We start from the raw sequence: 24,734 nt of genomic DNA, 5'->3' as shown, positions 1-24,734 counted from the left end.
CGGGAAAGAATCAGGGCCGCACTTGCAGCCAGAACGTCACGGGGCCGTCGTTGACGAGCGACACCTGCATGTCGGCGCCGAACTCGCCCGTCTCGACGACAGGATGGCGCGCCCGCGCGGCCGCGACGAAATAGTCGAACAGCCGCGCGCCTTCGTCGGGCGGCGCGGCCGGCGTGAAGCTCGGACGCAGCCCGCTGTTGGTATCGGCCGCGAGCGTGAATTGCGACACGAGCAGCAGGCCGCCTGCGCGGCCCTCACCGTCGATGTTCGACACCGGCAGGTTCATCTTGCCGGCCGCATCGCTGAACACGCGATAGCCGAGCAGCTTCGCGAGCAGCTTGTCGGCCGCGGCCTCGGTGTCGCCGCGCTCCGCGCAGACCAGCGCGAGCAGGCCCGCGCCGATCTCGCCCGTCGTACGGTCGCCGACGCGCACGTCGGCGCGCCTCACGCGCTGGATCAGCGCGATCATGCGGTCAGCGTGACGCGCGCGAAGCGGCGCTTGCCGACCTGCACGACGAACTCGCCGGCCTCGACCTTCAGGCCCTTGTCCGACACGGTCGCGCCGTCGATCTTCACGCCGCCCTGCTCGATGTTGCGCAGCGCTTCGCTCGTCGACGGCACGAGGCCGGCCTGCTTCAGAAACTGGCCGATCGCCAGCGGCGCGCCGGTGAGCGTGACCGACGGAATGTCGTCCGGCACGCCGCCCTTCGCGCGGTGGTTGAAATCGTCGAGCGCACGCTCGGCGTCCGGCTGCGAGTGGAATCGCGCGACGATTTCCTGCGCGAGCAGCACCTTGAAGTCGCGCGGGTTGCGGCCGCCTTCGGCCTCGCGCTTGAAGCCGGCGATCTCGTCGAGGCTGCGGAACGACAGCAACTCGAAGTAACGCCACATCAGCGTGTCCGAGATGCTCATCAGCTTGCCGAACATGTCGGTCGGCTTCTCGCTGATGCCGACGTAGTTGCCCTTCGACTTCGACATCTTCTCGACACCGTCGAGACCTTCGAGCAGCGGCATCGTCAGGATGCACTGCTGTTCCTGACCGTACTGCTTCTGCAGTTCGCGGCCGACCAGCAGGTTGAACTTCTGGTCGGTACCGCCGAGTTCGAGATCGGCGTTCAGCGCGACCGAATCGTAGCCCTGCATCAGCGGGTACAGGAATTCGTGGATCGAGATCGGCACGCCGCCCTGGAAGCGCTTCGTGAAATCTTCGCGCTCCAGGATCCGCGCGACCGTGTAACGCGACGCGAGCTTGATCATCCCGTCCGCGCCGAGCGGCATCGACCATTCGCTGTTGTAGCGGATCTCGGTCTTGTCGCGGTCGAGCACGAGCGCGGCCTGCTCGAAGTAGGTCTTCGCGTTCGATTCGATCTGCTCGCGCGTGAGCGGCGGGCGCGTCGCATTGCGGCCCGACGGATCGCCGATCAGCGACGTGAAATCGCCGATCAGGAAGATCACTGTGTGGCCGAGATCCTGCAGCTGACGCATCTTGTTCAGCACGACCGTGTGGCCGATGTGGATGTCCGGCGCGGTCGGGTCGAGGCCGAGCTTGATACGGAGCGGCGTGTTCGTGGCCGCGCTGCGCGCGAGCTTCTGCGCGAACTCTTCCTCGACCAGCAGCTCGTCGACGCCGCGCTTCGTGACGGCGAGCGCATGCCGGACTTCGTCGGTGATCGGGAAAACAGGCTTGGAACTGGATTCGGTGCTCATCGGTGCCAGGAAGAATGTCGCAAAAACAGGGATTTTCCCATAACTTGCGCGCGCGTCGCTTAACGGCGCGTCAGGTTGCGCGGATAATCGGGCGCAAGGCGCGCGGCACCGGCCCGCGCCGCACGATCCAGGAGAACCCAACGTGCCGCAACGACAGCCGCAAAACGCCCATCCGGCGGACGGCATCTACTTCGGGCTGATGTCGGGAACCAGCATGGACGGCGTCGACGGCGTCGCCGTACGTTTCGAGGCCGGCAAGGCGCCGGTCGTGCTCGCCGAAGCGTTCGTCGGCTTCGCGCAATCGCTGCGCGACGCGCTGTTCGCGCTGCAGCAGCCTGGCGACGACGAGATCGACCGGGAATCGCTCGCGGCGAATGCGCTCGTCACGCGCTATGCGGTGTGCTGCCACGAATTGCAGCGCACGGCCGGGCTGTCGCGCGACGAGATCCACGCGATCGGTGTGCACGGCCAGACGGTGCGCCATCGCCCCGAGCGCGGCTATACGCGGCAGCTCAACAACCCGGCGCTGCTCGCCGAGCTGACCCAGGTCGACGTGATCGCCGATTTCCGCAGCCGCGATGTGGCCGCCGGCGGCCACGGCGCCCCTCTTGCACCGGCGTTCCATGCGACGGTGTTCGGCGCCCCCGGCGAAACGCGGGTCGTCTGCAATCTCGGCGGAATCAGCAACATCACGATCCTGCCGGGCGAAGGCGGCGACGTGCGCGGCTTCGACTGCGGCCCCGCGAATGCACTGATCGACGCATGGGCGACCCGCCACCTGGGCAAGCCGTACGACGACGGCGGCAAGTTCGCCGCGCGCGGCAGCGTGCATGCGCCGCTGCTCGACGTACTGCTCGACGAGCCGTATTTCGCCGCGCCGCCGCCGAAAAGCACCGGCCGCGACCTGTTCCATCCCGCGTGGCTCGACGCAAAGCTCGCCGCATTCGCGCAGGTTTCGCCGGAGGACGTGCAGGCGACGCTCACCGCGCTGACCGCCGTGTCGGTCGCGCGCGAGATCGCCAAGCATGCATCGCGCTGCAAGGCCGTCTTCGTATGCGGCGGCGGCGCACGCAATCCGGTACTGCTCGATGCGCTCCGGCAAGCTCTGACCGAAGCCGGCGTGCCGGCCTCGGTCGATACGACGGCTGCGCTCGGCGTGCCGCCGCAGCAGGTCGAGGCGCTCGCCTTCGCGTGGCTCGCGTACCGCTTCACCGCGCGCCAGCCCGGCAATCTCGCGACGGTCACCGGCGCGGCCGGCAACCGCGTGCTCGGCGCGCTCTATCCGCGCTGATGCGATGCGCGCCGCGGGCGCCGCATGACGAACGGGCATAAAAAAACGGGGCATGTAGCCCCGTTTTTCATTCCGGTGAACCGGCGCGGATCTGGCGTGCGCTCAGACCGAGAACGACGAACCGCACCCGCAGGTGGTGGTCGCGTTCGGGTTCTTGATCACGAACTGGGCGCCGTTGAGGTCGTCCTTGTAGTCGATCTCGGCGCCGACCAGGTACTGGTAGCTCATCGAGTCGATCAGGAGCTGGACGCCGTTCTTGTTCATCACGGTGTCGTCCTCGTTGACTTCCTCGTCGAACGTGAAGCCATACTGGAAGCCGGAGCAGCCGCCGCCCTGCACGAACACGCGCAGCTTCAGGTCGGGATTGCCCTCTTCGTCGATCAGTTGCTTGACCTTGTCGGCCGCGGCGTCGGTGAAGACGAACGGCAGCGGCATATCGGTCGTCGTTGCTGCGGATTCGGTAACAGCGTTCATTCGAACTCTCCAAAAAGCTTTAGCCGCTATTGTAGGGCCGATCAGAAGATCGTGCTGAAGTCCATGAAATCAATAGGTTCTTGTCGATTTCATCAAGGGCGCCCCCGCGGGCTGCAGCGGCAGCGGCCCGGGAGCAGGCAAACAAGCGGACATAAAAAAACCGCCAGCGTGAAAGCTGGCGGTTTTTCCGGCAAACGCCACCCAAAGGCGGCGAGGCCATGAAGCGGAATTAACGCTTCGAGAACTGCTTTGCGCGGCGTGCCTTGCGCAGACCGACCTTCTTACGCTCGACTTCACGCGCATCGCGCGTGACGAAGCCTGCGCTCGACAGCGACGGCTTCAGCGTCGCATCGTAGTCGATCAGTGCACGGGTGATGCCGTGGCGAACTGCGCCTGCCTGACCCGTTTCGCCGCCGCCGTTGACGTTGACCTTGATGTCGAACGTCTGGCCGTGGTTCGTGAGTTCCAGCGGTTGACGCACGATCATCAGCGACGTTTCGCGCGAGAAGTAGTCAGCGATAGGCTTGCCGTTGACGATGATGTCGCCCTTGCCAGCCTTGATGAAGACACGTGCGACTGCGCTCTTGCGGCGGCCCGTACCGTAGTTCCAGTTACCGATCATGTGGGTCCCCTTAGATCTCGAGCGCCTTCGGCTGTTGAGCCGAGTGCGGATGCGTCGCTTCTGCGTAGACCTTCAGCTTCTTGATCATCGCGTAGCCGAGCGGGCCCTTCGGCAGCATGCCCTTGACCGCCTTCTCGAGCGCACGGCCCGGGAAGCGCTCTTGCATCTTGCCGAACGTCGTTTCATAGATACCGCCCGGGTAGCCCGAGTGACGGTAGTACTTCTTGTCCAGCGTCTTGTTGCCCGTGACCTTCAACTTGCTCGCGTTGACGATGATGATGAAATCACCGGTGTCGACGTGCGGAGTGAACTCAGGCTTGTGCTTGCCGCGCAGACGGCGTGCCACTTCGCTGGCAACACGGCCGAGAACCTTATCCGTCGCGTCAATCACGTACCATTCGCGCGTCACCTCATGGGCTTTTGCGGAAAACGTCTTCATGATCGATCCAAAAAAAATGCTTTGCCCGATGTGTTCGTCCTGCTTGTCTATGTGCGCTTCAAGGCGCGGTGCAGGCTCTCCCTGTTCTTTTTCCGTGGGCATGAATGCGGAAAAGCCCTGAATTATAAAGGAAATACGGGCCCGTGGTCAAAGGGAATCCACGCCCCGTGCCCGCGGCGACCGAAATGGGCCAAAATCCGGTCGTGCCCCATCCAGCCAGGCGAACCGAGCGCCCGGGGCGGCACCCATCGACGCGCGGCACACGACCTTGCCGTGCCAGACCGGCCGAACACGGAAAACAACAAACAAGCATGATGAAACAACGACTTACGCCCTTCCTCGCGGCCGCGCTGCTGGCCGCCGCAGCGCCCGCCGTCGCCGCCCACGCAGGCTGCGAAGCCAAGCTCGACGCAATCGACGCGCGCATTGCCGAAGCCCGGACCGCCCATGCCGAAGACCGCATCGCCCGCCTGCGCGCGGTGCGCGAACGCGTCCGCCACTTCTGCGCGCGCGGCCACGGCCACGCGTCGGCCGCCCATGTACCGGCGTCCGACGCACGCCCCCGCGGCACGGCGCCCGACGCGACAGCGCAGCCGGCCGCGCAGCAGCCCGCATGACGGTGCCGGCGCGCGCGAACCGCGCGCCGATGTTTGCATGGGACGAAAAAAAGCCCGAACGGCTGGTTCGGGCTTAATCCACCTTAGGAGGAGGGTGGAGGAGACATTCGGAGGTTGCCGCAGCGCGACAACCAATGAGGCTCATTATACGAACGCGCCGCCGACTACACAAGAAAATTTGCATTGCGAAATCTGAAACCATAATGCGGAATAGACAGCGGCGCGTCATAAAAACAAATTTCTTCTTTAAAATCAGTCATATGAACCGGATGAGCATGGCCCGAAATTCCTCTCATCTAGAGCAAAACCCCTAAAATCCGCATGGAAATTGCCGTCCGGCGCCCGGTGCGCGCGGCGCTGGCGCTGCACGTCGTGCAGCGCATCAGCCGACCGTTGCGCAGCGGGCTACAATGCCGGATCGAATCCGAATCAGGCAACGCTGGAGTGCAAGCATGGAATGCAAAGTAAGCTGGATGGGCCAGGACGGCATGGCGTTTTCCGCCGAGACCGGCAGCGGGCATCTCGTCACGATGGATGGCGCGCCCGAAGGCGGCGGCCACAACCTCGCGCCGCGCCCGATGGAAATGGTGCTGCTCGGCACCGGCGGCTGCACGGCCTATGACGTCGTGCTGATCCTGAAGAAGAGCCGCCAGGAAGTCACCGGCTGCTCGGTCACGCTGAAGGCCGAGCGCGCCAGCGAAGATCCGAAGGTGTTCACGAACGTGCACTTCCACTTCACGGTCACCGGCCGCAACCTGAACCCCGCCACGGTCGAGCGGGCGATCAACCTGTCGCACGACAAGTACTGCTCCGCGTCGATCATGATCGCGAAGACGGCCGAACTCACGCATTCGTTCGACATCGTCGCCGCCTGATCGCACGGCACGCGCATGAAAAAAGGGCCGGCGCTCCGCAAGGAGACGCCGGCCCTTTCGCATTCGAACGGCAAAGCAGGCCGATAAGCCGGATTCTGTGCACGTTGCGCGCCGAAGCACACAACGTGTGGCAGCCATTCCTCTAGGCGCGCCATTGCTGACGCGCTCAAGCTTCCTACCCGCAGACGAGACGGGGGCCCCGTCCTGCATCCGAAAATGCGCGCCTGCCTACTTGGAATTGCTCCGGGTGGAGGTTACCGTGCCGGCGAACGTCGCCGTCGCCGCGGTGCGCTCTTACCGCACCGTTTCACCCTTACCTGATCCCGGCTTGCGCCGGGCCATCGGCGGTTTGCTTTCTGTTGCCCTGTTCCGCGTGTCGCCACGGATGGCCGTTAGCCATCACCCTGCCCTGTGGAGTCCGGACTTTCCTCGCCCCCGCGCGCCCGAAGGCGGCGAGGCCGCGACTGCCTAGCCTGCTTTGCGACGCGCATTCTAGCATTGCGCGCGCCACGGCGTGGGCCCGTCGATCCGCGCAGGATCCGCCGCCGCGCGACCGGCCGCATGGCCGGGTTCGCGCGGCGGCGCGGCGGTCACGCCAGTTTCCAGCCGATCGTCTCGCCGCCGCGCAGCGGCACGACCGGCGTATCGCCCGCGAAGATCTCGCGCGGCAGCTCCCACGCCTCGCGGCGCAGCGTGACCGTCTCGGCGCTGCGCGGCAGCCCGTAGAAATCGGCGCCGAAGAAACTCGCGAACCCCTCCAGCTTGTCGAGCGCGCCGGCCGTGTCGAACGCTTCCGCATACAGTTCGAGCGCGTGCAGCGCCGTGTAGCAGCCCGCGCAGCCGCACGCGGTTTCCTTCGCGTCGCGCGCATGCGGCGCGCTGTCGGTGCCGAGGAAGAAGCGCGGGTTGCCCGACGTCGCGGCCTCGACCAGCGCCACGCGATGCGTCTCGCGCTTCAGCACCGGCAGGCAGTAGTAATGCGGGCGAATCCCGCCGACGAACAGCGCGTTGCGGTTGTACAGCAGGTGATGCGCGGTAATCGTCGCGCCGAGCAGGCCGGGCGCCGCGTCGGCGTCGCGCACGTAGTCGGCCGCGTCCTTCGTCGTGATGTGCTCGAACACGACCTTCAGGCCCGGGAAATCGCGGCGCAGCGGCGTCATTACGCGGTCGATGAACACCTTTTCGCGGTCGAACAGGTCGATCGACGCATCGGTCACCTCGCCGTGCACGAGCAGCGGCATCCCGGTTTCCTGCATCGCCTCGAGCGTCTTCGCGCATTTCGCGAGATCGGTGACGCCGTGGTCGGAGTTCGTCGTCGCGCCGGCCGGATACAGCTTCACGCCGTGCACGAAGCCGCTTTCGCGCGCGCGGCGGATTTCGTCGGGCGGCGTGTTGTCGGTCAGGTACAGCGTCATCAGCGGCTCGAACGTCATCCCGGCCGGCAGCGCGGCCAGGATGCGCTCGCGGTAAGCCTGCGCCTGCGCGGTGGTCGTGACGGGCGGCTTCAGGTTCGGCATGACGATCGCGCGGCCGAACTGGCGTGCGGTGTGCGGCAGCACGGCGGCCAGCATGTCGCCGTCTCGCAGGTGCAGGTGCCAGTCGTCGGGACGAGCGAGCGAGAGCGTCGCCGGGGAGGAAGCGTTCGAGGCAGTCATAGGAGGCGTCGTGAGGAACAGGCTTGCCATCGGCGGGGCCGGAACGCGCGTGCGCGGGCCGACTGACGGCAAACCGCAACACGGGACCTTTGGCCAGCGGAATCCGCTTTTTACCGCTCAGGGCTCGGTGATATGCTAGAAGCCGCATTGTACCGGGGTTCGCCCGGTTCGTTACCCCCCGCTTCAGCCTGCCGCCCCAAGTAAAATGTGCCAACTCCTAGGAATGAACTGCGCCGCACCGACGGACGTCACATTCTCCTTCACTGGTTTCGCGGCCCGGGGCGGGATCACCGATCACCATGCCGACGGCTGGGGCATCGCCTTCTTCGAGGACAAGGCCTGCCGCCTGTTCATCGATCACCAGGCCTCGGCCACGTCGCCGATCGCCGAGATGGTGAAGCGCTACCCGATCAAGTCCAAGAACACGATCGCGCACATCCGCAAGGCGACGCAAGGGCACATCCTGCTCGAGAACAGCCACCCGTTCATGCGCGAGCTGTGGGGCCGTCACTGGATCTTCGCGCATAACGGCGATCTGCAGGACTACGCGCCGGACATGGACGGCAGCGTCTATCACCCGGTCGGCACGACCGACAGCGAGCAGGCCTTCTGCGTGCTGATGCAGGGGCTGCGCGAGGCGTTCCCCGGCGCGCAGCCGCCGCTGCCCGAGCTGTTCGAGCGCGTCGGCGAACTCACGCGCGGCATCACCGATCACGGTGTATTCAATTTCCTGATGTCAAACGGGCAGGCGCTCTTCGCGCATTGCTCGACGCGGCTGCACTATCTCGTGCGTCGCTGGCCGTTCTCGACCGCGCATCTCGTCGACGAAGACCTGTCGATCGACTTCGCGAAATACACAACGCCCGAGGATCGCGTCGCGGTGATCGCGACGCAGCCGCTCACCGACGACGAAGTCTGGACCGCGTTCGAGCCGGGCGAGCTGATCATGTTCCAGTGCGGCGACGTCGCCGCGCGGATGCAGATCCCGGTGCCGGAGCGCGTGCTCGAGAAGCTGCGCAATCCGTCGCTCGACGCGTCGGCGTCCGCGCCGCGCGACGCCCGCGAGGCACTCGCCACCGCCGCCGACGGCGATTCCGACGACACGATCGACTTCTGAGCCCGGCGCGGCAGCGGCCGCACCGGCTTCCTGCCCGCTTATGCCCGCTTGCGCGAACCTCGCGCGAGACGCATGACGGTGCCCGTCACCGGCAGGAATCGCCCCGCGTCGGCCAATACGGCTTCATTTTGACCGCACCCCGGCGCAACGGATCGACGTCGCGCAACATTCTCTTGATTTTATTAATTTACAAGCGAAAATAAATCGACGGCAAAATAAAAACAATAATGCCCGCTTGAAACGGAAAATCCCGGGGCCGCATTTTATCGCATCACCCCCGCCCGAATTGTGCGCTACCGCACCTACCCCGCCAGCCCGCCCGGATTTCCACGGAATCTTCCAAACCCTTCCCCAGCATAGCTTTCGGTTCGATTAACCACACAAATCAAAAAAACCTCCCATTACGGTTGGCATCATTACAGTTTCAAGTTTCTTGATAATCGGCAGCCGCTCGAATCAGTAGACTCCGCCCATCCTCGGTGTAACGAAGCACGACTGGCTCGACATGCAGCCATAGCCGTCGCACGCCCAGTCGATTTATTTCCCCACCGCGGAATGCGAATTCGCCGAATGGCGGCGAATGCCACTTCAAAAAGAAGAAAGAGGGGTATGTCGTGAATCACTCATTTCGATCGATATGGAGCGAAGCCGCCGGCTGCTGGGTCGCGGTTGCGGAAACGGCACGGGCGCGCGGCAAACGCTCGGGCAGCGAATCGGGTACGAGCCGCGATGTCGCGCACCGGACCGTTCGCCGTGCGCCACTGCAGCTCGCCGCATTCGGTGTCGCACTCGCCGCCCTGTCGGCCGGCGTCGCACAGGCATCAACCTGCGGCAACGGCGCCGCAGTCGCGAGCGGCGGCACCTGCGCGCCCGGCAGTTTCAGCCCGACCGCCAACGACAATCTGGCCGGCGCCGCGACCGTGTCGGGCGGCGACACCGTCGGCGTGTCGGGCGCCTGGACCGGCGCCGGCGGTGACCCGGGCTACACGCTCACGCCGATCGGGAGCACGACCGTCGTGTCGGGCAACCCGAACCAGCCGCTGCTGTCGCTCGGCGGCAAGACGCAGAGCGTCAGCACGCCCGACGCGATCACGGGCACCCGCACGTCGGTCGCGACCTACGACTCGTCCGCGTTCACCGCGTCGACGGCCGGCGCGACCGAGGTGCCCGTCTACCACGACGTGAACGGCGATCAGTACGTGAACACGCGCATCGGTACCGTCGCCGCCACCGGCGGGACGCTCAACGTATCGATCGGCAATGCGGCGAACGCACCCGATGCAGCCGGCAACGCGATCTCGATGGCCGCGAAGCAGACCGACCTGACCTTCGCGGACGGCACGGGCGCTGCGCCAAGCACCATCAACTGGAATTCGCGCAACCAGATCCGGTTTACGACCGGCGACTATCTCGCGGACGGCGGCGCCGTCGGCAACCGCCAGCTCGACGTGCCGGCCTACGCCGGCACCTTCACCGCGTTCGACGGCAGCACGTGGAAGGTCACCGACGCCGCATCGCTCGCCGCGTACAACGACTTTCTCGTGCGCTCGGTGCAAAGCGGCGCACTCGGCTCGCAGGCCGCCTACGACAGCGCGTTCAGCCAGGCCGTCACGTTCTCGCAGGAAAGCTTCCAGTATCAGAACACCGTGTCCGCAGGCGACAAGAACACGCTGCCGATCGATCACCTGTCGGTGATGCACGGCACCGGCGCGAATGCGACGCTGCATATCGGCCAGGACGGCCAGATCGACTTCCGCGGCGTCAGCACGATCGACTCGAGCTCGGCCGTCCTCGCCGAGAACGGCGCGCACTTCATCAACGACGGTCGCCTGTCCGGTGACTTCACGCTGGTGCGCCTGCTGAGCGGTGCAAGCGGCGTCAACAACGGCACGATCTCGTCCGGATACGCGTCCGGCGACGACTTCGATACGGGCGGCAGCACGCCGCCGAACAACTTCAACTACAACGCGTACACGGAAGGCAACGGCGTGTATGCGAACGGCACGGGCACGACGTTCATCAACAACGGCGTGATGAACGTCGGCGCATGGACCCTCGACGGCAACGAGCCGGCCCTGCAGAACTACGCAGTGGCCGCGACGGGCGGCGCGACAGCGTCGAACGCCGGCACGATCAACGTCGGCGTCAACGCGACGACGCTCGACAGCCAGGTGATCGGCGGCCTCGTCGACGGCGGCAGCTTCACGAACGCAGCCGGCGGCACGATCTATCTCGGCCGTTCGGCACAGTACGCACCCGGCGGAGCGACGAACGACGTCGCGCTGTCCGCGCACGCGTACGGGATCCTGCTCGGCGCATCGGGCACCGCGAGCAACCTCGGCACGATCGTGATCGGCTCGCAGACGCAGAACGGCGCCGCGATGGCGAGCATCGGCTCGACCTCCGGCTCGCTGACCAACGCGGGTTCGATCGTCGTCAACGGCGCGGCACCCGGCACGCCGCTCGCCAACGTCGGCATGCTCGCGGCCGATACCGCCGCGACCGTGACCAACACCGGCACGATCACGCTGAACGGCGTAAACGGCATCGGCATCATGGTCGTCGGAACCGGCACGACTGCGACGGCCGCGACGTCGACCGGCACGATCAATGTGGCCGGCGGCCTCGATCCCGCTTCGGGCACACGCAACTATGGCGTCTGGGCCGAAGGGCCGCTCGCGAAGGCCACGCTCGATGGCGCGCTCAACCTGACGGGCACCGGCGCGATCGGCGTGCACGCGCGCTCGGGCGCGACGATCGACGTGGGCGCCAACGCGGTGCCCGCCTTCATGTCCGGTACGAACCAGATCGGCTTCTATGCATACGGCACCGGCTCGAAGATCAACGTCGCCGCGCAGCACCTCAGCGTCGACACCGACGACTCGACCCTGTTCCGCGTTGCTGGCGGCGCGGCCTACACGGGCGCGTCGACGGCCGGTGCACTGACGACCGACGTCAACGGCCAGCGTGCGCGCGGCGTGCTCGCGACCGACGCCGGCACGACGCTGTCGACCGGCAACGCGATCTACAACGTCAACGGCGCGAACGGCATCGCGATCGCGGTCGAAGGCGGCGCTACAGGCACGATCGACGCGGGCGCGACGATCAACCTGAACGCGGCCGGCGCGACCGCGGGCGTCGTCGACGGCCAGGCGCACGACCTGACCGGCGCGAATGCCGGTGCGCCGGTCGCGACGACGCTGACCAACGACGCCGCCGTCACGTCGTCGACCGCCGGCGTGACGGGTTTCGTCGCGCAAAACCTCGGCACGCTCGAGAACCGCGACACGGTGCTGTTGACCGGCGCCGGCTCGACGGGCGTCGTCGTCGGCACGCAAGGCACGGTGAACAACGCATCGGCGATCCGCGTCTCGAACGGCACCGGCGCACTCGTGCAGGGTGCGTCGGCCACGCTCGCCAACGCCGGTTCGATCGAAGCCGACGACGGCATCGCGGGTGTGCACCTGACGGGCGCCGGGGCATCGGTCGCGCTGTCGGGCGCCGGCACCGTGATCGCGAACGGCAGCGCCGACGGCGTGCTGATCGATTCGACCGTCACCGGCGGCGGCATCGCGGCCGGCGCGACGTCGATCGCGGTCGGCGGATCGGGCAGCGGGATCCACAACCTCGGCGCGAATACCACGATCGCGCTGTCCGGCACGCAGATCGCCACGACCGGCAACGGCGGCGCCGGCCTCACGTCGACCGGCGCGGGCGCACGCATCGCAACCGACGCGGCGACGGTCGTCCGTACCGCCGGCGCCAACGCGCTCGGCCTGTACGTATCGGGCGCGGATGCGACGCTCGCGGCCAACGGCACGACCGTCGCGACGACCGGCACGGGCGCGCATGCGGTCGTCATGGACAACGGTGCAACGGCGCTGCTGTCGGGCGCGACGCTCACCGCGTCGGGCAGTGCGGCCGATGGCGTCGTCGCGCAGAACGGCGGCCGCGTCGCCGATACGGGTTCGTCGATCGCCAGCGCGGCCGGCAACGGCGCAACCGCGAACGGCGGCGGCATGCTCGCGTTGACCGGCACGACGCTCAAGGGCGCGACGGCCGGCGTGCTGACGTCCGACACGCTCGCGAGCGGCGCGACGAGCTCCGTGCTCGTCGACGGCGGCAGCGTGACGTCCGTCGCCGGGCCGGCCTTCGCGGCAAGCGGCGGCACGGCCGACATCGCGGTGCGCAACGGCACGGTCGTCACGGCCGGCAACGGCACGCTGCTGAACCTCGCGAACGGCAGCAACGTGACGTTCGGCGCATCGGCGGTGAACCTTGCTGGCGACATCGTCTCCGACGCATCGAGCACCGGCAACGTGTTCCTCGCGAACGGCACGACGCTGACCGGCAGGATCGACCCGGTCGCGCTGACCATCGACGGCACGAGCACGTGGCGCATGACGGGCAGCTCGGTCCTGAGCAGCCTGAACAACGCGGGCCTCGTCGCATTCGCCGCGCCGACCGGCTCGCCGACGCTCACCGGCAGCTACAAGACACTGACGACCGGCAGCTACGTCGGTAACGGCGGCACGATCGCGCTGAATACGTACCTCGGCGCCGACGCGTCGCCGACCGACCGGCTGATCGTGAACGGCGGCACCGCGAGCGGCACGACCGGCCTGAAGATCGCCAACACGGCCGGCACCGGCGCGCAGACGACCGGCGACGGGATCCCCGTGGTCGTCACGGCCAACGGCGGCACGACCACCGCATCGGCGTTCCAGCTCGCGGGCCCGGTGCAGGCCGGCGCATACGAATACCGGCTCTATCGCGGCGGCCAAAGCGACGCCAGCGGCTGGTACCTGCGCTCGCAGCTCGACCAGACCGACCCCGGCGATCCGATCCACCCGTCCGGCGACGGCGACGGCGGCAACAACGGAAATGGCGGCGGCACGCTCGCCTATCGCCCGGGTGTCGCAGGCTATGCGCTGACGCCGCTGCTGAACGTCGACTACGGCTTCTCGACGCTCGGCAAGCTGCACGAGCGTGTCGGCGACATCTACAACCTCGAGAAGCAGCAGCCCGGCAACCGCGACGGCGTGTGGGGGCGTATCGGCGGCCAGAGCCTCGATGCGAACGCGGGCCGCTTCTCGGCCGACGAACGCACGTTCTTCGCGCAGTTCGGCAAGGACTGGACGCTCGACCAGGCGCCGAACGGCGCCGGCAGCACGCATGCGGGCGTGACGGCCAGCATCGGCGTGTCGAATGCGAGCTTCAGCGACATGGCACGCGCCGGCTCGCCCGGCCTGTCGACGTCGACCGGCTCGGTCGAGATGCACGCGCAGAGCGTCGGCGGCTACTGGACGCGCTACCTGTCCGACGGCACCTACTTCGACAGCGTCGGGCAGGTCACGCACTACGGCAACCGCTATCGCGACAGCTACGGCAACGAGGCGTCGCAGAACGGCTTCGGCGTCGCGCTGTCGCAGGAAGTCGGCAAGCCGTTCGCGATCGGCAGCCTGCCGGTCGCGGTCGAGCCGCAGGCGCAACTGATGTACCAGTACCTGAAGCTCAACGGGTTCAACGACAACGTGTCGGCAGTCTCGGGCACGACGACGAACGCGCTGCGCGGCCGCGTCGGCGTGCGCATCTTCCGGCCGAACCTCCAGTCGGATGCGGGCAGCGGCGCCGCGACCCCGTACTTCACGGCCGACGTGCTGCACGACTTCCTGTCGCCGGGGCAGACCGTCGTCGGCGGCACGCCGTTCGCGACGCATCTCGGCCGCACCTGGTACGAGCTCGGCGTCGGCGTGACCGCGGGCTTCGGCAAGTCGGGCGAGCTGTACGCGAACGCGAAGATCGCGCGCAACATCGGCGGCGACTACCGGCGTGGCGTCGTCGGGCAGGTCGGCTACCGGTACAGCTGGTAACGCGCGCTCACGCACGCAACGGCAGGCGAAAAAAAACCGCCCGGCATCAGCCGGGCGGTTTTCGCATGGGCGCGTGCAACACGCGCGAACGCTCAGTGCAGGATCTTCGCGAGGAAGTCCTTCGCGCGTTCCGATTTCGGATTCGAGAAGAAATCGTCCTTGCGGTCGTCCTCGACGATCGCGCCCTTGTCCATGAAGATCACGCGATGCGCGACCTTCTTCGCGAAGCCCATCTCGTGCGTGACGACCATCATCGTCATCCCTTCCTGCGCGAGTTCGACCATCACGTCGAGCACTTCGTTGATCATCTCGGGATCGAGCGCGGAGGTCGGTTCGTCGAACAGCATCGCGATCGGATCCATCGACAGCGCGCGCGCAATCGCGACACGCTGCTGCTGGCCGCCCGACAACTGGCCCGGAAACTTGTGCGCATGCGCCTTCAGGCCGACGCGATCGAGCAGTTTCATGCCCTTCTCGTTCGCCTCGTCCTTGCTGCGGCCGAGCACCTTGACCTGCGCGAGCGTCAGGTTCTCGGTGATCGACAGGTGCGGGAACAGCTCGAAATGCTGGAACACCATCCCGACCTTCGAGCGCAGCTTCGACAGGTTCGTCTTCTTGTCGCCGACCGACTGGCCGTTCACGAGGATCTCGCCCTGCTGGAACGGCTCGAGGCCGTTCACGGTCTTGATCAGCGTCGACTTGCCCGAGCCCGACGGACCGCACACGACGACCACTTCACCCTTCTTGACCTCGGTCGTGCATTCGGTGAGGACCTGAAACTGGCCATACCACTTCGAAACGTTCTTGATGGAAATCATCTTGTGACCTTTTTCTGGAGACCCTTGACGAGAGCAGACGCCAACGAGCAAATCACGAAATAGCATGCGCCGGCGAACAGGACCATCTCGACGGTCGTGCCGTCGCGATCGCCGATGTTGGCCGCCGTGCGGAAGAAGTCCGCGAGACTGATCACGTACACGAGCGACGTATCCTGGAACAGGACGATCGCCTGCGTGAGCAGCAGCGGCACCATCGCCCGGAACGCCTGCGGCAGGATCACGAGGCGCATCGCCTGCGCGTAGTTCATGCCGAGCGCGAACGCGGCGTTCGCCTGCCCGCGCGGCACCGCCTGGATGCCGGCGCGGATGATCTCGGAATAATACGCGGCTTCGAACAGCGAGAACGCGACCATCGCCGATGCGAGGCGGATGTCGATCGTCGGCGACAGCCCGAGCACGCCCTGCAGCAGCTGCGGCACGATCAGGAAGAACCACAGCAGCACCATCACGAGCGGGATCGAGCGGAACACCGTCACGTAGCCCTGCGCGAACCACGCGAGCGGCTTGACGCCCGACAGCCGCATCAGCGCGAGCAGCGTGCCCCAGACGATCCCGACCACGATTGCGATCAGCGTGATCTGGAACGTGACGACCGCCCCCGTCCACAGCGTCGGCAGCGCGCCGGGAATACTACTCCAGTCGAACTGATGCATCACTTGCCTCCGATATAGCCGGGCAGCCGCGTGCGGCCTTCGATCCAGCGCATGAACGACATCACGACGAGGTTGATCAGCACGTACGCGAGCGTCACCGCGATGAACGACTCATAGGTCTGCGCGGTGTAGTCGACGAGCTGGCGCGCCTGCGCCGACAGGTCGAGCAGGCCGATCGTCGACGCGACGGCGGAATTCTTGAAGATGTTCAGGAATTCCGACGTGAGCGGCGGCACGATGATCCGGTACGCAACGGGCAGCAGCACGTAGCGGTACGTCTGCCATTGCGTGAAGCCCATCGCGAGGCCGGCCGCGCGCTGGCCCTTCGGCAGCGCGTTGATCCCCGAGCGCACCTGTTCGCACACGCGCGCGCCCGTGAACAGGCCGAGACAGATGATCGACGCGGTGAAGAACTGCGTGGTCGGCGGCAACTGCTTGATCCAGGTGCCGATCGATGCGGGCAGCAGCTCGGGTATCACGAGATACCAGACGAAAAACTGCACGATCAGCGGAATGTTCCGGAAGATCGACACGTACAGGGTGCCGAGCGCGGACAGCCATTTGTTCGGCACGGTGCGCAGCACGCCGAACAGCGATCCGACGATCAGCGCGATGACCCAGGCAGCGAGCGACACTTCGATCGTCACCCAGAAGCCGGACATCAGCCATCCGAAATAAGTCGTCGGCTCGCCGGTCGACACGGGGCTCAGGAAGATGCCCCAGTTCCAGTGGTAAGACATGGGCAAGACTCCAGCAAAAAGAGACGGAAGAAGCGTGGCCTCTTCCGTCTCATTAGCGTCATTTCTGCATCAACGGCCGTTTGGTCAGTCGAGCGCCTTGTCGTTCGGGTTCGCGTACAGCTTCTTCATCGATTCGGACAGCGGGAAGTTCAGGTTCAGCCCCTTCGGCGGGATCGGGTTCTCGAACCACTTCGCGTAGATCTTCGCGGCTTCGCCCGACTTCTCGACTTGCGAGATCGCGTCGTCGACGACCTTCTTGAAGTCGGCGTCGCCCTTGCGCATCATGCAGCCGTAAGCCTCTTCCGATTGCGGCGTGCCGACGATCACCCATTCGCCCGGCTGCTTCGCCTTCGCGCGCTCGCCCGCGAGCAGCGCGTCATCCATCATGAACGCGACCGCGCGGCCCGATTCCAGCGTGTTGAACGAATCGCCGTGATCCTTCGCGCTGATGATGTTCATGCCCATCTGCTTCTCGTTGTTCATCTTGCGAAGCAGGCGCTCGGACGTCGTGCCGGCAGTCGTCACGACCGTCTTGCCCTTGAGGTCGGCGAAATCCTTGACGCCCGAATCCTTCTTCGTCATCAGGCGCGTGCCGATCACGAAGATCGTGTCGGAGAACGCAGCCTGCTGCTGGCGCTCGGCGTTGTTGGTCGTCGAGCCGCACTCGATGTCGACCGTGCCGTTCTGCACCAGCGGAATGCGGTTTTGCGACGTGACGGGGATGTTCTTCACCTGCAGGTTCGGCAGGTTCAGCTTCTTCTTGACCGCGTCGACCACCTTCATCTGGAATTCGCGCGAATAGCCGACCACCTGCTGCTTTTCGTCATAGTAGGAGAACGGAATCGACGATTCGCGGTGGCCCAGCGCGATCACGCCCGTGTCCTTGATCTTCTTCAGCGTGCCCGTCTCCTGAGCATGCGCGCCGCTTGCGAACGCGCAAAGCGCCGCGACCATCAGGACTGCCTTGTGGTATTTCATTTTGGTCATCTCCTTGGCTAAAACCCGCGCCAGTGTATCAAAGTAATATTTTTGAAAGTACTGGTTGTTTACCGCATGACGAATCGCCCTGCATGAAGCCTTCCTCTCGACTCCGGGCGCCCCGAATGCGCGCGCGGGCGATGCCGGATCCGGCACCGCCCGCGAGGGTTCATATCCGCAATCGGGTGGATTGCGTCATGAATTGATCATAGTCAACGATCAGGGGTAGAGGCCGCGCATTTCGCGCGCCATCAGGATGCGCTTGCACGCGACGATGAACGCCGCGGTACGCACCGTCACCTTGTGCTCTTCCGAGACTGCCCACACGCCGGCGAACGCTTCGCGCATCACGCGCTCGAGACGATGGTTGATCTCGTCTTCCGTCCAGAAGAAGCTCGAGAAATCCTGCACCCACTCGAAGTACGACACGGTCACGCCACCTGCGTTCGCGATCACGTCCGGGATCACGAGCACGCCGTTCGCGCTCAGGATGTCGTCCGCCGCCGTCGTCGTCGGGCCGTTCGCGCCTTCGACGATGATCTTCGTGCGGATCTTCGCTGCGTTCTTCTCGGTGATCTGGTTTTCCAGTGCCGCCGGGATCAGGATGTCGGTCTCGACCGTCCAGAACTCGTCATTCGGCATCGGCTCGGCACCTTCGAAACCCGCGACGCCGCCCGTACGTGCAACGTGGTCGAGCAGCTGGTTCGAATCGAGGCCGGCCGGCTGGTAGATCGTGCCCGTGTGATCCTGCACCGCGATCACCTTCGCACCCGCTTCCTGGAACAGCTTCGCCGCGATGCCGCCGACGTTGCCGAAGCCCTGCACCGCGATGCGCGCGCCTTCGATTTCCAGGCCCTTCTTCTTCGCCGCTTCGGAGCCGACGACGAACACGCCGCGGCCCGTTGCTTCCTTGCGGCCGAGCGAACCGCCGAGCGCGATCGGCTTGCCGGTCACAACGCCGGTCGACGTCTGGCCCTGGTTCATCGAGTACGTGTCCATCATCCACGCCATCACCTGTTCGTTGGTGTTGACGTCCGGCGCCGGAATGTCGGTGTTCGGGCCGATGATGATGCCGATTTCGCTGGTGTAGCGGCGCGTCACGCGCTCGAGCTCACCGCGCGACAGCTTGCGCGGGTCGACGCGGATGCCGCCCTTCGCACCGCCGTACGGCACGTTCACTGCTGCGTTCTTCACGGACATCCATGCGGACAGCGCCATCACTTCCGACAGCGTCACGTCCTGGTGGTAGCGCACGCCGCCCTTGCCCGGGCCGCGCGACACGTTGTGCTGCACGCGATAGCCCTCGAAGTGCGCGACGGTGCCGTTGTCGAGCTCGATGGGGCAGTCGACGATCAGGATGCGCTTCGGACGCTTCAGCGTTTCGAGCCAGCGCGACAGCGAACCGAGGTACGGCGCGACGCGATCGACCTGCTGAAGGTAGTTGCCCCACGGGCCGAGATCGTCGGCGTGCAGGTAGGACGGGATGGACTGCTGTTGCGAAGACATGGATGCTCCAACGTTCAACGAAGTGCGCACATTGTCGAAAAACCCGTTTTTTTTATCCAATGCCGTTTGCTTATTCGATTATGCGTTTCTTGCATGATCGCGATTTTTCGCAAATCTGCGGTCGATTTGCGCAAGAACGCCCGCGATCGACCGTGCATCGCGTCCGCGAAAAAACGGATCTCATGTGCGCGGGCCGGCCGCCGGACAGCCGTCCGACAGGCACTGCAAGGCCGTCGTCAGCCGGCCGGGCCCGGCCGGCTGCGGAAAATTAACCGCCGGCGGTTAATTCGCGGGGTCGCGCAGTTCGTCGCGCACGACGTCCCACAGCGCACGCACGAGCTTCTGCCGCGGATCGTCGCCCTGCAGCGCGAGCTTGTCGCAGTACAGCCGGATCTCCATGGTCAGCGTGAACGGATGCGCGGCGCCGCGCGCCGACCGGTCGAGCCGGATCAGCCGGCCGCCCGCGACCGCGTCCTCGACCGCGCTGTGCGGCAGGAACGCGACGCCGTGGCCCGCGAGCGCCATCGCCTTCAGCCCTTCGGCCATGTCGGTTTCGTAGACGCGATCGAGGAACAGCCGGGTCGGCGCGTTCGCGATGATGACTTCGGTCATCCGGCCGAGATACGCGTTCGGCGTATACGACAGGTACGGCACACGCGCGTCGGCTGCGCCCGGCAGCGTGTAGCGCGGCCGGCCCGCTCGGCCGGGCGCCGAGAACGGGCTGATCGGCTCGCTGCCGAGGATCAGCATGTCGTAGCGTGCAGGGTCGAGCGCGACCGGATGGCTCGGGTGGTGGTAGCCCATCACGAGATCGCAGCCGCCCTCGACGAGCGACAGCACCGCATCGTGCACGTTCAGCGCGCGCAGCCGCGTGTGGACCGGGCCCATCTTCGCCTCGATCCGCTGCAGCCAGCGCGGGAAATACGTGAGCGACAGCGTGTGCGGCACCGCGAACTCGATCGTCGGCACCGGCGCGCCGACGTGGCCGCGCAGCAGCGTGCGCGCCTCGTGCGCCTGCGACAGCATCGTCAGCGCCTGCTCGTAGAAGATCTGGCCGGCCTGCGTGAGCCGCGTCGGATAGACCGAACGATCGATCAGTTCGGTCGCGAGCCACGCCTCGAGCGCCTGGATCCGCCGCGAAAACGCCGGCTGCGACACGTGCCGCAGCTCGGCGGACCGGCTAAAGCTGCGCGTTTCCGCGAGCGAGACGAAATCTTCGAGCCATTTCAGTTCCATGCAGGCGGGCGCGGCGGGCGGCGGTCGGGAAGAAGCCTGCATTCTACCGGCGGGCGGGCCCGGCCGGCGGCGGCATGCACGGCCCGGCGGCCCGCTGCGAAGCCGTGCCGGCGCCGCGTCGGCGGGCGGTGCAGGCTGCCGGCCGCCCGTACCCGGGATCGTCCCGCGCCGATGGTAAAATGGCGGATTCTCCCTCCCCTCGCTCGACCCGGCCCCAAGGCCCGCCCGATCATGTCCGACACTCGTCCCGATACGCTTTTCGCCCTCACCGCGCTCTCGCCCATCGACGGCCGCTACGCCAGCAAGACCGAAGCGCTGCGAGACTGGCTCTCCGAAGCCGCCTTCATGCGCCACCGCGTCACCGTCGAGGTGCACTGGCTGATCGCGCTGTCGCGCGCCGGCTTCGCTGAAGTCCCGCGCTTCTCCGACGCATCCGAACAATTCCTGCTGCAGCTCGCCGAGCGCTTCACCGCGCACGACGCCGCCCGCATCAAGGAAATCGAGCGCGTGACGAACCACGACGTGAAGGCCGTCGAATACTGGCTGAAGGAATCGGTGAAGGGCCAGGCCGAACTCGAGAAGGCAAGCGAATTCATCCACTTCGCGTGCACGTCCGAGGACATCAACAACACGTCGCACGGGATGATGCTCGCCGGCGCGCGCGAACACGTGATCCTGCCCGCACTGCGCACGGTCTACCAGCGCCTCGTCGCACTCGCGCACGCGCACGCCGAGCAGCCGATGCTGTCGCGCACGCACGGCCAGCCGGCCAGCCCGACGACGCTCGGCAAGGAAATCGCGAACGTCGCCGCGCGTCTCGCGCGTGCGATCACCCGCATCGAGAAGGTCGAGATCCTCGGCAAGATGAACGGCGCGGTCGGCAACTTCAACGCGCACCTGTCCGCGTACCCGGAATTCGACTGGGAAGCGTTCTCGCGCGACGTGATCGAAAACCGCCTGAAGCTCACGTTCAACCCGTACACGATCCAGATCGAGCCGCACGACTACATGGCCGAGCTGTTCGACGCCGTGGCGCGCGCGAACACGATCCTGCTCGACCTCGACCGCGACGTGTGGGGCTACATCTCGGTCGGCTACTTCAAGCAGAAGACGAAGGCCGGTGAAATCGGTTCGTCGACGATGCCGCACAAGGTCAACCCGATCGACTTCGAGAACTCGGAAGGCAACCTCGGCCTCGCGAACGCGACGCTGCGCCACCTCTCCGACAAGCTGCCGGTGTCGCGCTGGCAGCGCGACCTGACCGATTCGACGGTGCTGCGCAACATGGGCGTCGCGCTCGGCTACTCGCTGCTCGCGTACGACTCGCTGATCCGCGGCCTCGACAAGCTCGAAGTGAACCCGCAGCGCCTGAACGAAGATCTCGACAACTGCTGGGAAGTGCTGGCCGAGCCGGTGCAGACGGTGATGCGCCGCTACGGCATCGAGAACCCGTACGAGCAGCTGAAGGAACTGACGCGCGGCAAGGGCATCACGCGCGAAGCGCTGCGGGAATTCGTCGGCACGCTCGCGATCCCGCAGGATGCGAAGGATCTCCTGCTCGCGATGACGCCCGCGTCGTACATCGGCAAGGCCGTCGAACTCGCGAAGCGGATCGCATAACGCCGCTGTCGCCGGACGTGAAAAAGCCCGATGCGAGCAATCGCATCGGGCTTTTTTGTCGCCTGCCGCAGGCCGCAACCGGTCAGAACGAAATCATCCGCCCCGGGTTGAGCGCGCTCATCACGCTCATCGCCGCCTTCGCGGCCGGGATCGCGATCGGCGACAGCTGGCGGCCGAGCGGAATCGCGCGATGGTCGATGCCCGTGAGCATCGAGAAATCGTCATTGCTGCCGACGAAATCGTCGCAGATCGCCTTGCCGATCCGCACCGTCTGCGCGACGCCGTGGCCGCTCCAGCCCTGCACCATGTACATCGGCACCCGGCCGTCGGTCTTGCGGCTGTCGGTGGCGCCGTTCAGCGTGAAGTCGCTGACGCCGCTCCAGCAGTAGTCGAGCGCGAAGCTGCCGTCGACCTGCGGAAACACCGTGTTCAGTCGCGTCAGCAGATACGCGTTGACGTCGGGCTGCGCCCAGCAGCTGCCGGTGCCCTGCCCGCCGAACAGCAGGCGGTTGCCGCGGACCGGCCGGTAGTAGTCGATCTGGAACTGCGTGTCGTACACGGGCATCCCGGCCGGCATCAGCGTCGCGACATCGACGTCGAGCGGCGCCGTCACGCTCACGTACGTGAAGAACGGCACCGTGGTCGCCGCGCCGTCGTCAAGCAGCCGGAACGTCGTGTTGTGCAGCGCGAGCACGATGCCCTTGCGCGCGGTGATCGTGCCGCCCGGCGTCGTCGCGACGACACCCGCCGGCGTTTCGTCGAGCTCGAGCACCTCGGTGCCCTCGACCAGCGCGCCGCCGTTCAGCCGGAAGCCGTGCACGAGGCCGCGCACCAGCGCGAGCGGATGGATCTGGCCGCCGATCGCGTCGATCGCCGCGCCGTGGTACAGCCCCGAGCGCACGTACTCGTCATGAAGCTGGTGGCGGCCGACGAGCGTCACGCCCGCGTCGCCGAGATGGCGGCGCGCATCCGCGCCGTCGAGCAGCGCGCTCATGTGGCCCGGATGAACGGCCGCCGTCACGTGGCCGCGTTTGCGGTCGAGCTCGAGCGCGTAACGCGCGCCGATCGCGTCGATCAGGTCCATCGACTCGGCCGATGCGAAGCGCCACAGCCGCTTCGCGTCGTCGTGCGACAGGTGGTCGATCATGTCGGCGGCTTCCCAGCGCGCGAGGCCGGGCGTCAGTTGCCCGCCGTTGCGGCCCGATGCAGCCGAGCCGACGTGATGCTTGTCGACGAGGATCGTGTCGACGCCTGCTTCCGCGAGATGCAGCGCGGCCGATGCGCCAAGCAGGCCCGCGCCGATCACGAGCACGTCGCAGACGGCGTCGTGCGCGAGCGGCGTGCTGTTTTCGTGACGCGACAGCGACGCCTCGTACCAGTTGGCCGGGCGCTCGCCGTCGTAGCGGGCCGGGTCGCACCAGTTCCAGTTGTCTTTTTCGATGTTCAGTTGCGTGGGTTCGAAACGCGATTCGCCCTGGATCAGGGGTTTGTTGTTGGAAGTCATGATTGCACTTGCATGGTCTTGGGCCGCCTGTCGAAGAGCCTTCTGGCTTCGCGGGTGGGGCAGCCGGTTCCACATGGGTGTCAACGTGAAGAAGGGGCGCAATGGCCCGTGTTGACGGCGGCACGCTCGTGCCGCCTGGATCCCGGACTGTGCGAAAGCACGTATTGAAAGGTGCCGGGACACCCAATTTCTACACCGCAGAAATAATTCTACAGTGTAGAATAAGCTTTCGTCAAGTTTACAGTCGGCGCCACGCCGGCTCGCCAGCCCGCCTCGATGAAAGACAAACCCGCCCAGGGCCCGCGCGGCCTCGACAAGGACGCGATCGTCGCGGCCGCCCTCGCGCTGCTCGAAGACGTCGGCGAAGCCGCATTCAGCGTGCGCAAGCTCGCGCAGTCGGTCGGCTGCGATCCGATGAGCGTGCTGTATCACTTCAAGTCGAAGGACGGCCTGAGCCGCGCGATCGCGAACGCGCTGTCGCGCTCGCTCGTGCCGGTCGACCCGTCGCTGCCGTGGCGCGAACGGTTGCGCGATCTCGCGCGCCAGTACCGCGCGCTCGCGCTGCGCTACCCTGCCGCGTTCGCGCTGCTGCAGCGGCACATGAGCACGGGGCCGGCCGATCTCGCGCATATCGAGGCCGTGCATCGCGCGCTGACCGACGCCGGCATCCCGCGCGCGGCGCTGCCGTCGGTATGCGTCGGCTGGTATGCGAGCGTGATCGGCCTCGCCGCCGCCGAAGCCGGCGGCCTCACGCGCGCCGCGAACGATGTCGAGCTCGCGGAGATGAATGCGCTGTCCGCCACCGAGCATCCGCTCGTCAGGTCGGCCGCCCCGCTCTATGCGCAACTCGATCCTGCAACGGTGCACGACACGATGCTCGACGTGCTGCTCGACGGCATCGCGCAACGCGCGCACGCAGCCTGACCGGCGCACGTGCCGCCAACGAAAAAGGCGCCCCGAGGGGCGCCTTTTCCATGACGATTGCCGC

20 protein-coding genes and 1 other RNA gene are annotated in these 24,734 nt (G+C 66.3%); 7 read left to right on the top strand and 14 right to left on the bottom strand.

Features of this window, described 5'->3' with window-relative positions:
* Positions 1–10: 10 nt before the first annotated feature.
* On the bottom strand, positions 11–469 hold the full coding sequence (gene dtd, locus AC5LXK_RS03160; RefSeq protein ID WP_059236116.1) for a D-aminoacyl-tRNA deacylase: 459 nt from the start codon (positions 467–469) through the stop codon (positions 11–13).
* Entirely contained in the window at positions 466–1,707 is a 1,242-nt protein-coding gene (gene tyrS, locus AC5LXK_RS03155; RefSeq protein WP_493390271.1) for a tyrosine--tRNA ligase, read from the bottom strand. Before tyrS ends, dtd begins: the two co-directional genes overlap by 4 nt.
* Before the next feature lie 142 nt (positions 1,708–1,849).
* On the opposite strand from tyrS, the gene AC5LXK_RS03150 reads away from it, so the two are divergent.
* Entirely contained in the window at positions 1,850–2,998 is a 1,149-nt protein-coding gene (locus AC5LXK_RS03150; RefSeq protein ID WP_493390270.1) for an anhydro-N-acetylmuramic acid kinase, read from the top strand.
* A 102-nt stretch (positions 2,999–3,100) separates the two neighbouring features.
* Here AC5LXK_RS03150 and erpA read toward each other — a convergent pair whose 3' ends face one another.
* The 3 genes from erpA to rplM all read right to left on the bottom strand — a co-directional run bounded on the left by erpA (position 3,101) and on the right by rplM (position 4,533).
* Positions 3,101–3,472: an iron-sulfur cluster insertion protein ErpA gene (gene erpA, locus AC5LXK_RS03145; protein WP_006759918.1), complete on the bottom strand. Its 372-nt coding sequence runs from the start codon at positions 3,470–3,472 to the stop codon at positions 3,101–3,103.
* Positions 3,473–3,701: 229 nt separating this feature from the next.
* Entirely contained in the window at positions 3,702–4,094 is a 393-nt protein-coding gene (rpsI, locus tag AC5LXK_RS03140; RefSeq protein WP_006476904.1) for a 30S ribosomal protein S9, read from the bottom strand.
* A 10-nt stretch (positions 4,095–4,104) separates the two neighbouring features.
* Complete coding sequence (gene rplM / locus AC5LXK_RS03135) at positions 4,105–4,533, bottom strand: 50S ribosomal protein L13 (RefSeq protein ID WP_041490553.1); 429 nt, start codon at positions 4,531–4,533, stop codon at positions 4,105–4,107.
* A gap of 311 nt (positions 4,534–4,844) precedes the next feature.
* Here rplM and AC5LXK_RS03130 point away from each other — a divergent pair, with 311 nt between their 5' ends.
* Complete coding sequence (locus tag AC5LXK_RS03130; RefSeq protein ID WP_493390269.1) at positions 4,845–5,150, top strand: DUF1090 family protein; 306 nt, start codon at positions 4,845–4,847, stop codon at positions 5,148–5,150.
* 410 nt (positions 5,151–5,560) lie between these two features.
* A complete protein-coding gene (locus AC5LXK_RS03125) occupies positions 5,561–6,025 on the top strand; it encodes an OsmC family protein (protein ID WP_493390268.1) in 465 nt (154 codons plus the stop codon).
* 68 nt (positions 6,026–6,093) lie between these two features.
* On the opposite strand, the gene rnpB is transcribed toward AC5LXK_RS03125, so the two are convergent.
* Positions 6,094–6,505, bottom strand: an RNA gene (gene rnpB, locus AC5LXK_RS03120) — RNase P RNA component class A.
* Positions 6,506–6,615: 110 nt separating this feature from the next.
* Positions 6,616–7,680, bottom strand: a complete 1,065-nt coding sequence (gene pyrC / locus AC5LXK_RS03115; RefSeq protein ID WP_011350953.1) for a dihydroorotase — start codon at positions 7,678–7,680, stop codon at positions 6,616–6,618.
* A 205-nt stretch (positions 7,681–7,885) separates the two neighbouring features.
* Between pyrC and AC5LXK_RS03110 the strand changes: the two genes are divergently transcribed.
* Positions 7,886–8,797 carry a class II glutamine amidotransferase gene (locus tag AC5LXK_RS03110; RefSeq protein ID WP_493390267.1) on the top strand — a complete coding sequence of 304 codons (912 nt, stop codon included), beginning with the start codon at positions 7,886–7,888 and terminating at the stop codon, positions 8,795–8,797.
* Between the two features lie 614 nt (positions 8,798–9,411).
* A complete protein-coding gene (locus AC5LXK_RS03105) occupies positions 9,412–14,670 on the top strand; it encodes an autotransporter outer membrane beta-barrel domain-containing protein (protein WP_493390266.1) in 5,259 nt (1,752 codons plus the stop codon).
* Positions 14,671–14,762: 92 nt separating this feature from the next.
* On the opposite strand, the gene AC5LXK_RS03100 is transcribed toward AC5LXK_RS03105, so the two are convergent.
* The 6 genes from AC5LXK_RS03100 to AC5LXK_RS03075 form a co-directional block, all read right to left on the bottom strand.
* The gene (locus AC5LXK_RS03100) at positions 14,763–15,488 is read right to left on the bottom strand and encodes an amino acid ABC transporter ATP-binding protein (protein ID WP_493390265.1); all 726 of its coding nucleotides are present in this window, start codon (positions 15,486–15,488) and stop codon (positions 14,763–14,765) included.
* Complete coding sequence (gene gltK / locus AC5LXK_RS03095; RefSeq protein ID WP_011350948.1) at positions 15,485–16,162, bottom strand: glutamate/aspartate ABC transporter permease GltK; 678 nt, start codon at positions 16,160–16,162, stop codon at positions 15,485–15,487. The genes AC5LXK_RS03100 and gltK overlap by 4 nt, the downstream gene beginning before the upstream one ends.
* A complete protein-coding gene (locus AC5LXK_RS03090; RefSeq protein WP_493390264.1) occupies positions 16,162–16,902 on the bottom strand; it encodes an amino acid ABC transporter permease in 741 nt (246 codons plus the stop codon). The genes gltK and AC5LXK_RS03090 overlap by 1 nt, the downstream gene beginning before the upstream one ends.
* 84 nt (positions 16,903–16,986) lie before the next feature.
* Complete coding sequence (locus AC5LXK_RS03085; RefSeq protein WP_493390263.1) at positions 16,987–17,880, bottom strand: glutamate/aspartate ABC transporter substrate-binding protein; 894 nt, start codon at positions 17,878–17,880, stop codon at positions 16,987–16,989.
* 219 nt (positions 17,881–18,099) lie between these two features.
* On the bottom strand, positions 18,100–19,386 hold the full coding sequence (locus AC5LXK_RS03080; protein WP_175846520.1) for a Glu/Leu/Phe/Val family dehydrogenase: 1,287 nt from the start codon (positions 19,384–19,386) through the stop codon (positions 18,100–18,102).
* Positions 19,387–19,668: 282 nt separating this feature from the next.
* A complete protein-coding gene (locus AC5LXK_RS03075) occupies positions 19,669–20,622 on the bottom strand; it encodes a LysR substrate-binding domain-containing protein (protein ID WP_493383430.1) in 954 nt (317 codons plus the stop codon).
* Between the two features lie 231 nt (positions 20,623–20,853).
* On the opposite strand from AC5LXK_RS03075, the gene purB reads away from it, so the two are divergent.
* Positions 20,854–22,242, top strand: coding sequence for an adenylosuccinate lyase (gene purB, locus AC5LXK_RS03070; protein ID WP_493390262.1), 1,389 nt, complete (start codon positions 20,854–20,856; stop codon positions 22,240–22,242).
* A gap of 82 nt (positions 22,243–22,324) precedes the next feature.
* On the opposite strand, the gene AC5LXK_RS03065 is transcribed toward purB, so the two are convergent.
* Positions 22,325–23,746: an NAD(P)/FAD-dependent oxidoreductase gene (locus AC5LXK_RS03065; protein ID WP_493390261.1), complete on the bottom strand. Its 1,422-nt coding sequence runs from the start codon at positions 23,744–23,746 to the stop codon at positions 22,325–22,327.
* Positions 23,747–24,022: 276 nt separating this feature from the next.
* Here AC5LXK_RS03065 and AC5LXK_RS03060 point away from each other — a divergent pair, with 276 nt between their 5' ends.
* Positions 24,023–24,670, top strand: coding sequence for a TetR/AcrR family transcriptional regulator (locus tag AC5LXK_RS03060; protein WP_493390260.1), 648 nt, complete (start codon positions 24,023–24,025; stop codon positions 24,668–24,670).
* Positions 24,671–24,734: the final 64 nt, after the last annotated feature.

The organism is Burkholderia pulmonis (assembly GCF_984667975.1).
This window is presented reverse-complemented; position numbering and strand designations above follow the sequence as displayed.

Bases quoted from the DNA above. Each gene is read 5' to 3' on its own strand.
- dtd (WP_059236116.1), bottom strand. From the start codon at position 469: ATGATCGCGCTGATCCAGCGCGTGAGGCGCGCCGACGTGCGCGTCGGC.
- tyrS (WP_493390271.1), bottom strand. From the start codon at position 1,707: ATGAGCACCGAATCCAGTTCCAAGCCTGTTTTCCCGATCACCGACGAA.
- erpA (WP_006759918.1), bottom strand. From the start codon at position 3,472: ATGAACGCTGTTACCGAATCCGCAGCAACGACGACCGATATGCCGCTG.
- rpsI (WP_006476904.1), bottom strand. From the start codon at position 4,094: ATGATCGGTAACTGGAACTACGGTACGGGCCGCCGCAAGAGCGCAGTC.
- rplM (WP_041490553.1), bottom strand. From the start codon at position 4,533: ATGAAGACGTTTTCCGCAAAAGCCCATGAGGTGACGCGCGAATGGTAC.
- AC5LXK_RS03130 (WP_493390269.1), top strand. From the start codon at position 4,845: ATGATGAAACAACGACTTACGCCCTTCCTCGCGGCCGCGCTGCTGGCC.
- AC5LXK_RS03125 (WP_493390268.1), top strand. From the start codon at position 5,561: ATGCCGGATCGAATCCGAATCAGGCAACGCTGGAGTGCAAGCATGGAA.
- pyrC (WP_011350953.1), bottom strand. From the start codon at position 7,680: ATGACTGCCTCGAACGCTTCCTCCCCGGCGACGCTCTCGCTCGCTCGT.
- AC5LXK_RS03110 (WP_493390267.1), top strand. From the start codon at position 7,886: ATGTGCCAACTCCTAGGAATGAACTGCGCCGCACCGACGGACGTCACA.
- AC5LXK_RS03100 (WP_493390265.1), bottom strand. From the start codon at position 15,488: ATGATTTCCATCAAGAACGTTTCGAAGTGGTATGGCCAGTTTCAGGTC.
- gltK (WP_011350948.1), bottom strand. From the start codon at position 16,162: ATGCATCAGTTCGACTGGAGTAGTATTCCCGGCGCGCTGCCGACGCTG.
- AC5LXK_RS03090 (WP_493390264.1), bottom strand. From the start codon at position 16,902: ATGTCTTACCACTGGAACTGGGGCATCTTCCTGAGCCCCGTGTCGACC.
- AC5LXK_RS03085 (WP_493390263.1), bottom strand. From the start codon at position 17,880: ATGAAATACCACAAGGCAGTCCTGATGGTCGCGGCGCTTTGCGCGTTC.
- AC5LXK_RS03080 (WP_175846520.1), bottom strand. From the start codon at position 19,386: ATGTCTTCGCAACAGCAGTCCATCCCGTCCTACCTGCACGCCGACGAT.
- AC5LXK_RS03075 (WP_493383430.1), bottom strand. From the start codon at position 20,622: ATGGAACTGAAATGGCTCGAAGATTTCGTCTCGCTCGCGGAAACGCGC.
- purB (WP_493390262.1), top strand. From the start codon at position 20,854: ATGTCCGACACTCGTCCCGATACGCTTTTCGCCCTCACCGCGCTCTCG.
- AC5LXK_RS03065 (WP_493390261.1), bottom strand. From the start codon at position 23,746: ATGACTTCCAACAACAAACCCCTGATCCAGGGCGAATCGCGTTTCGAA.
- AC5LXK_RS03060 (WP_493390260.1), top strand. From the start codon at position 24,023: ATGAAAGACAAACCCGCCCAGGGCCCGCGCGGCCTCGACAAGGACGCG.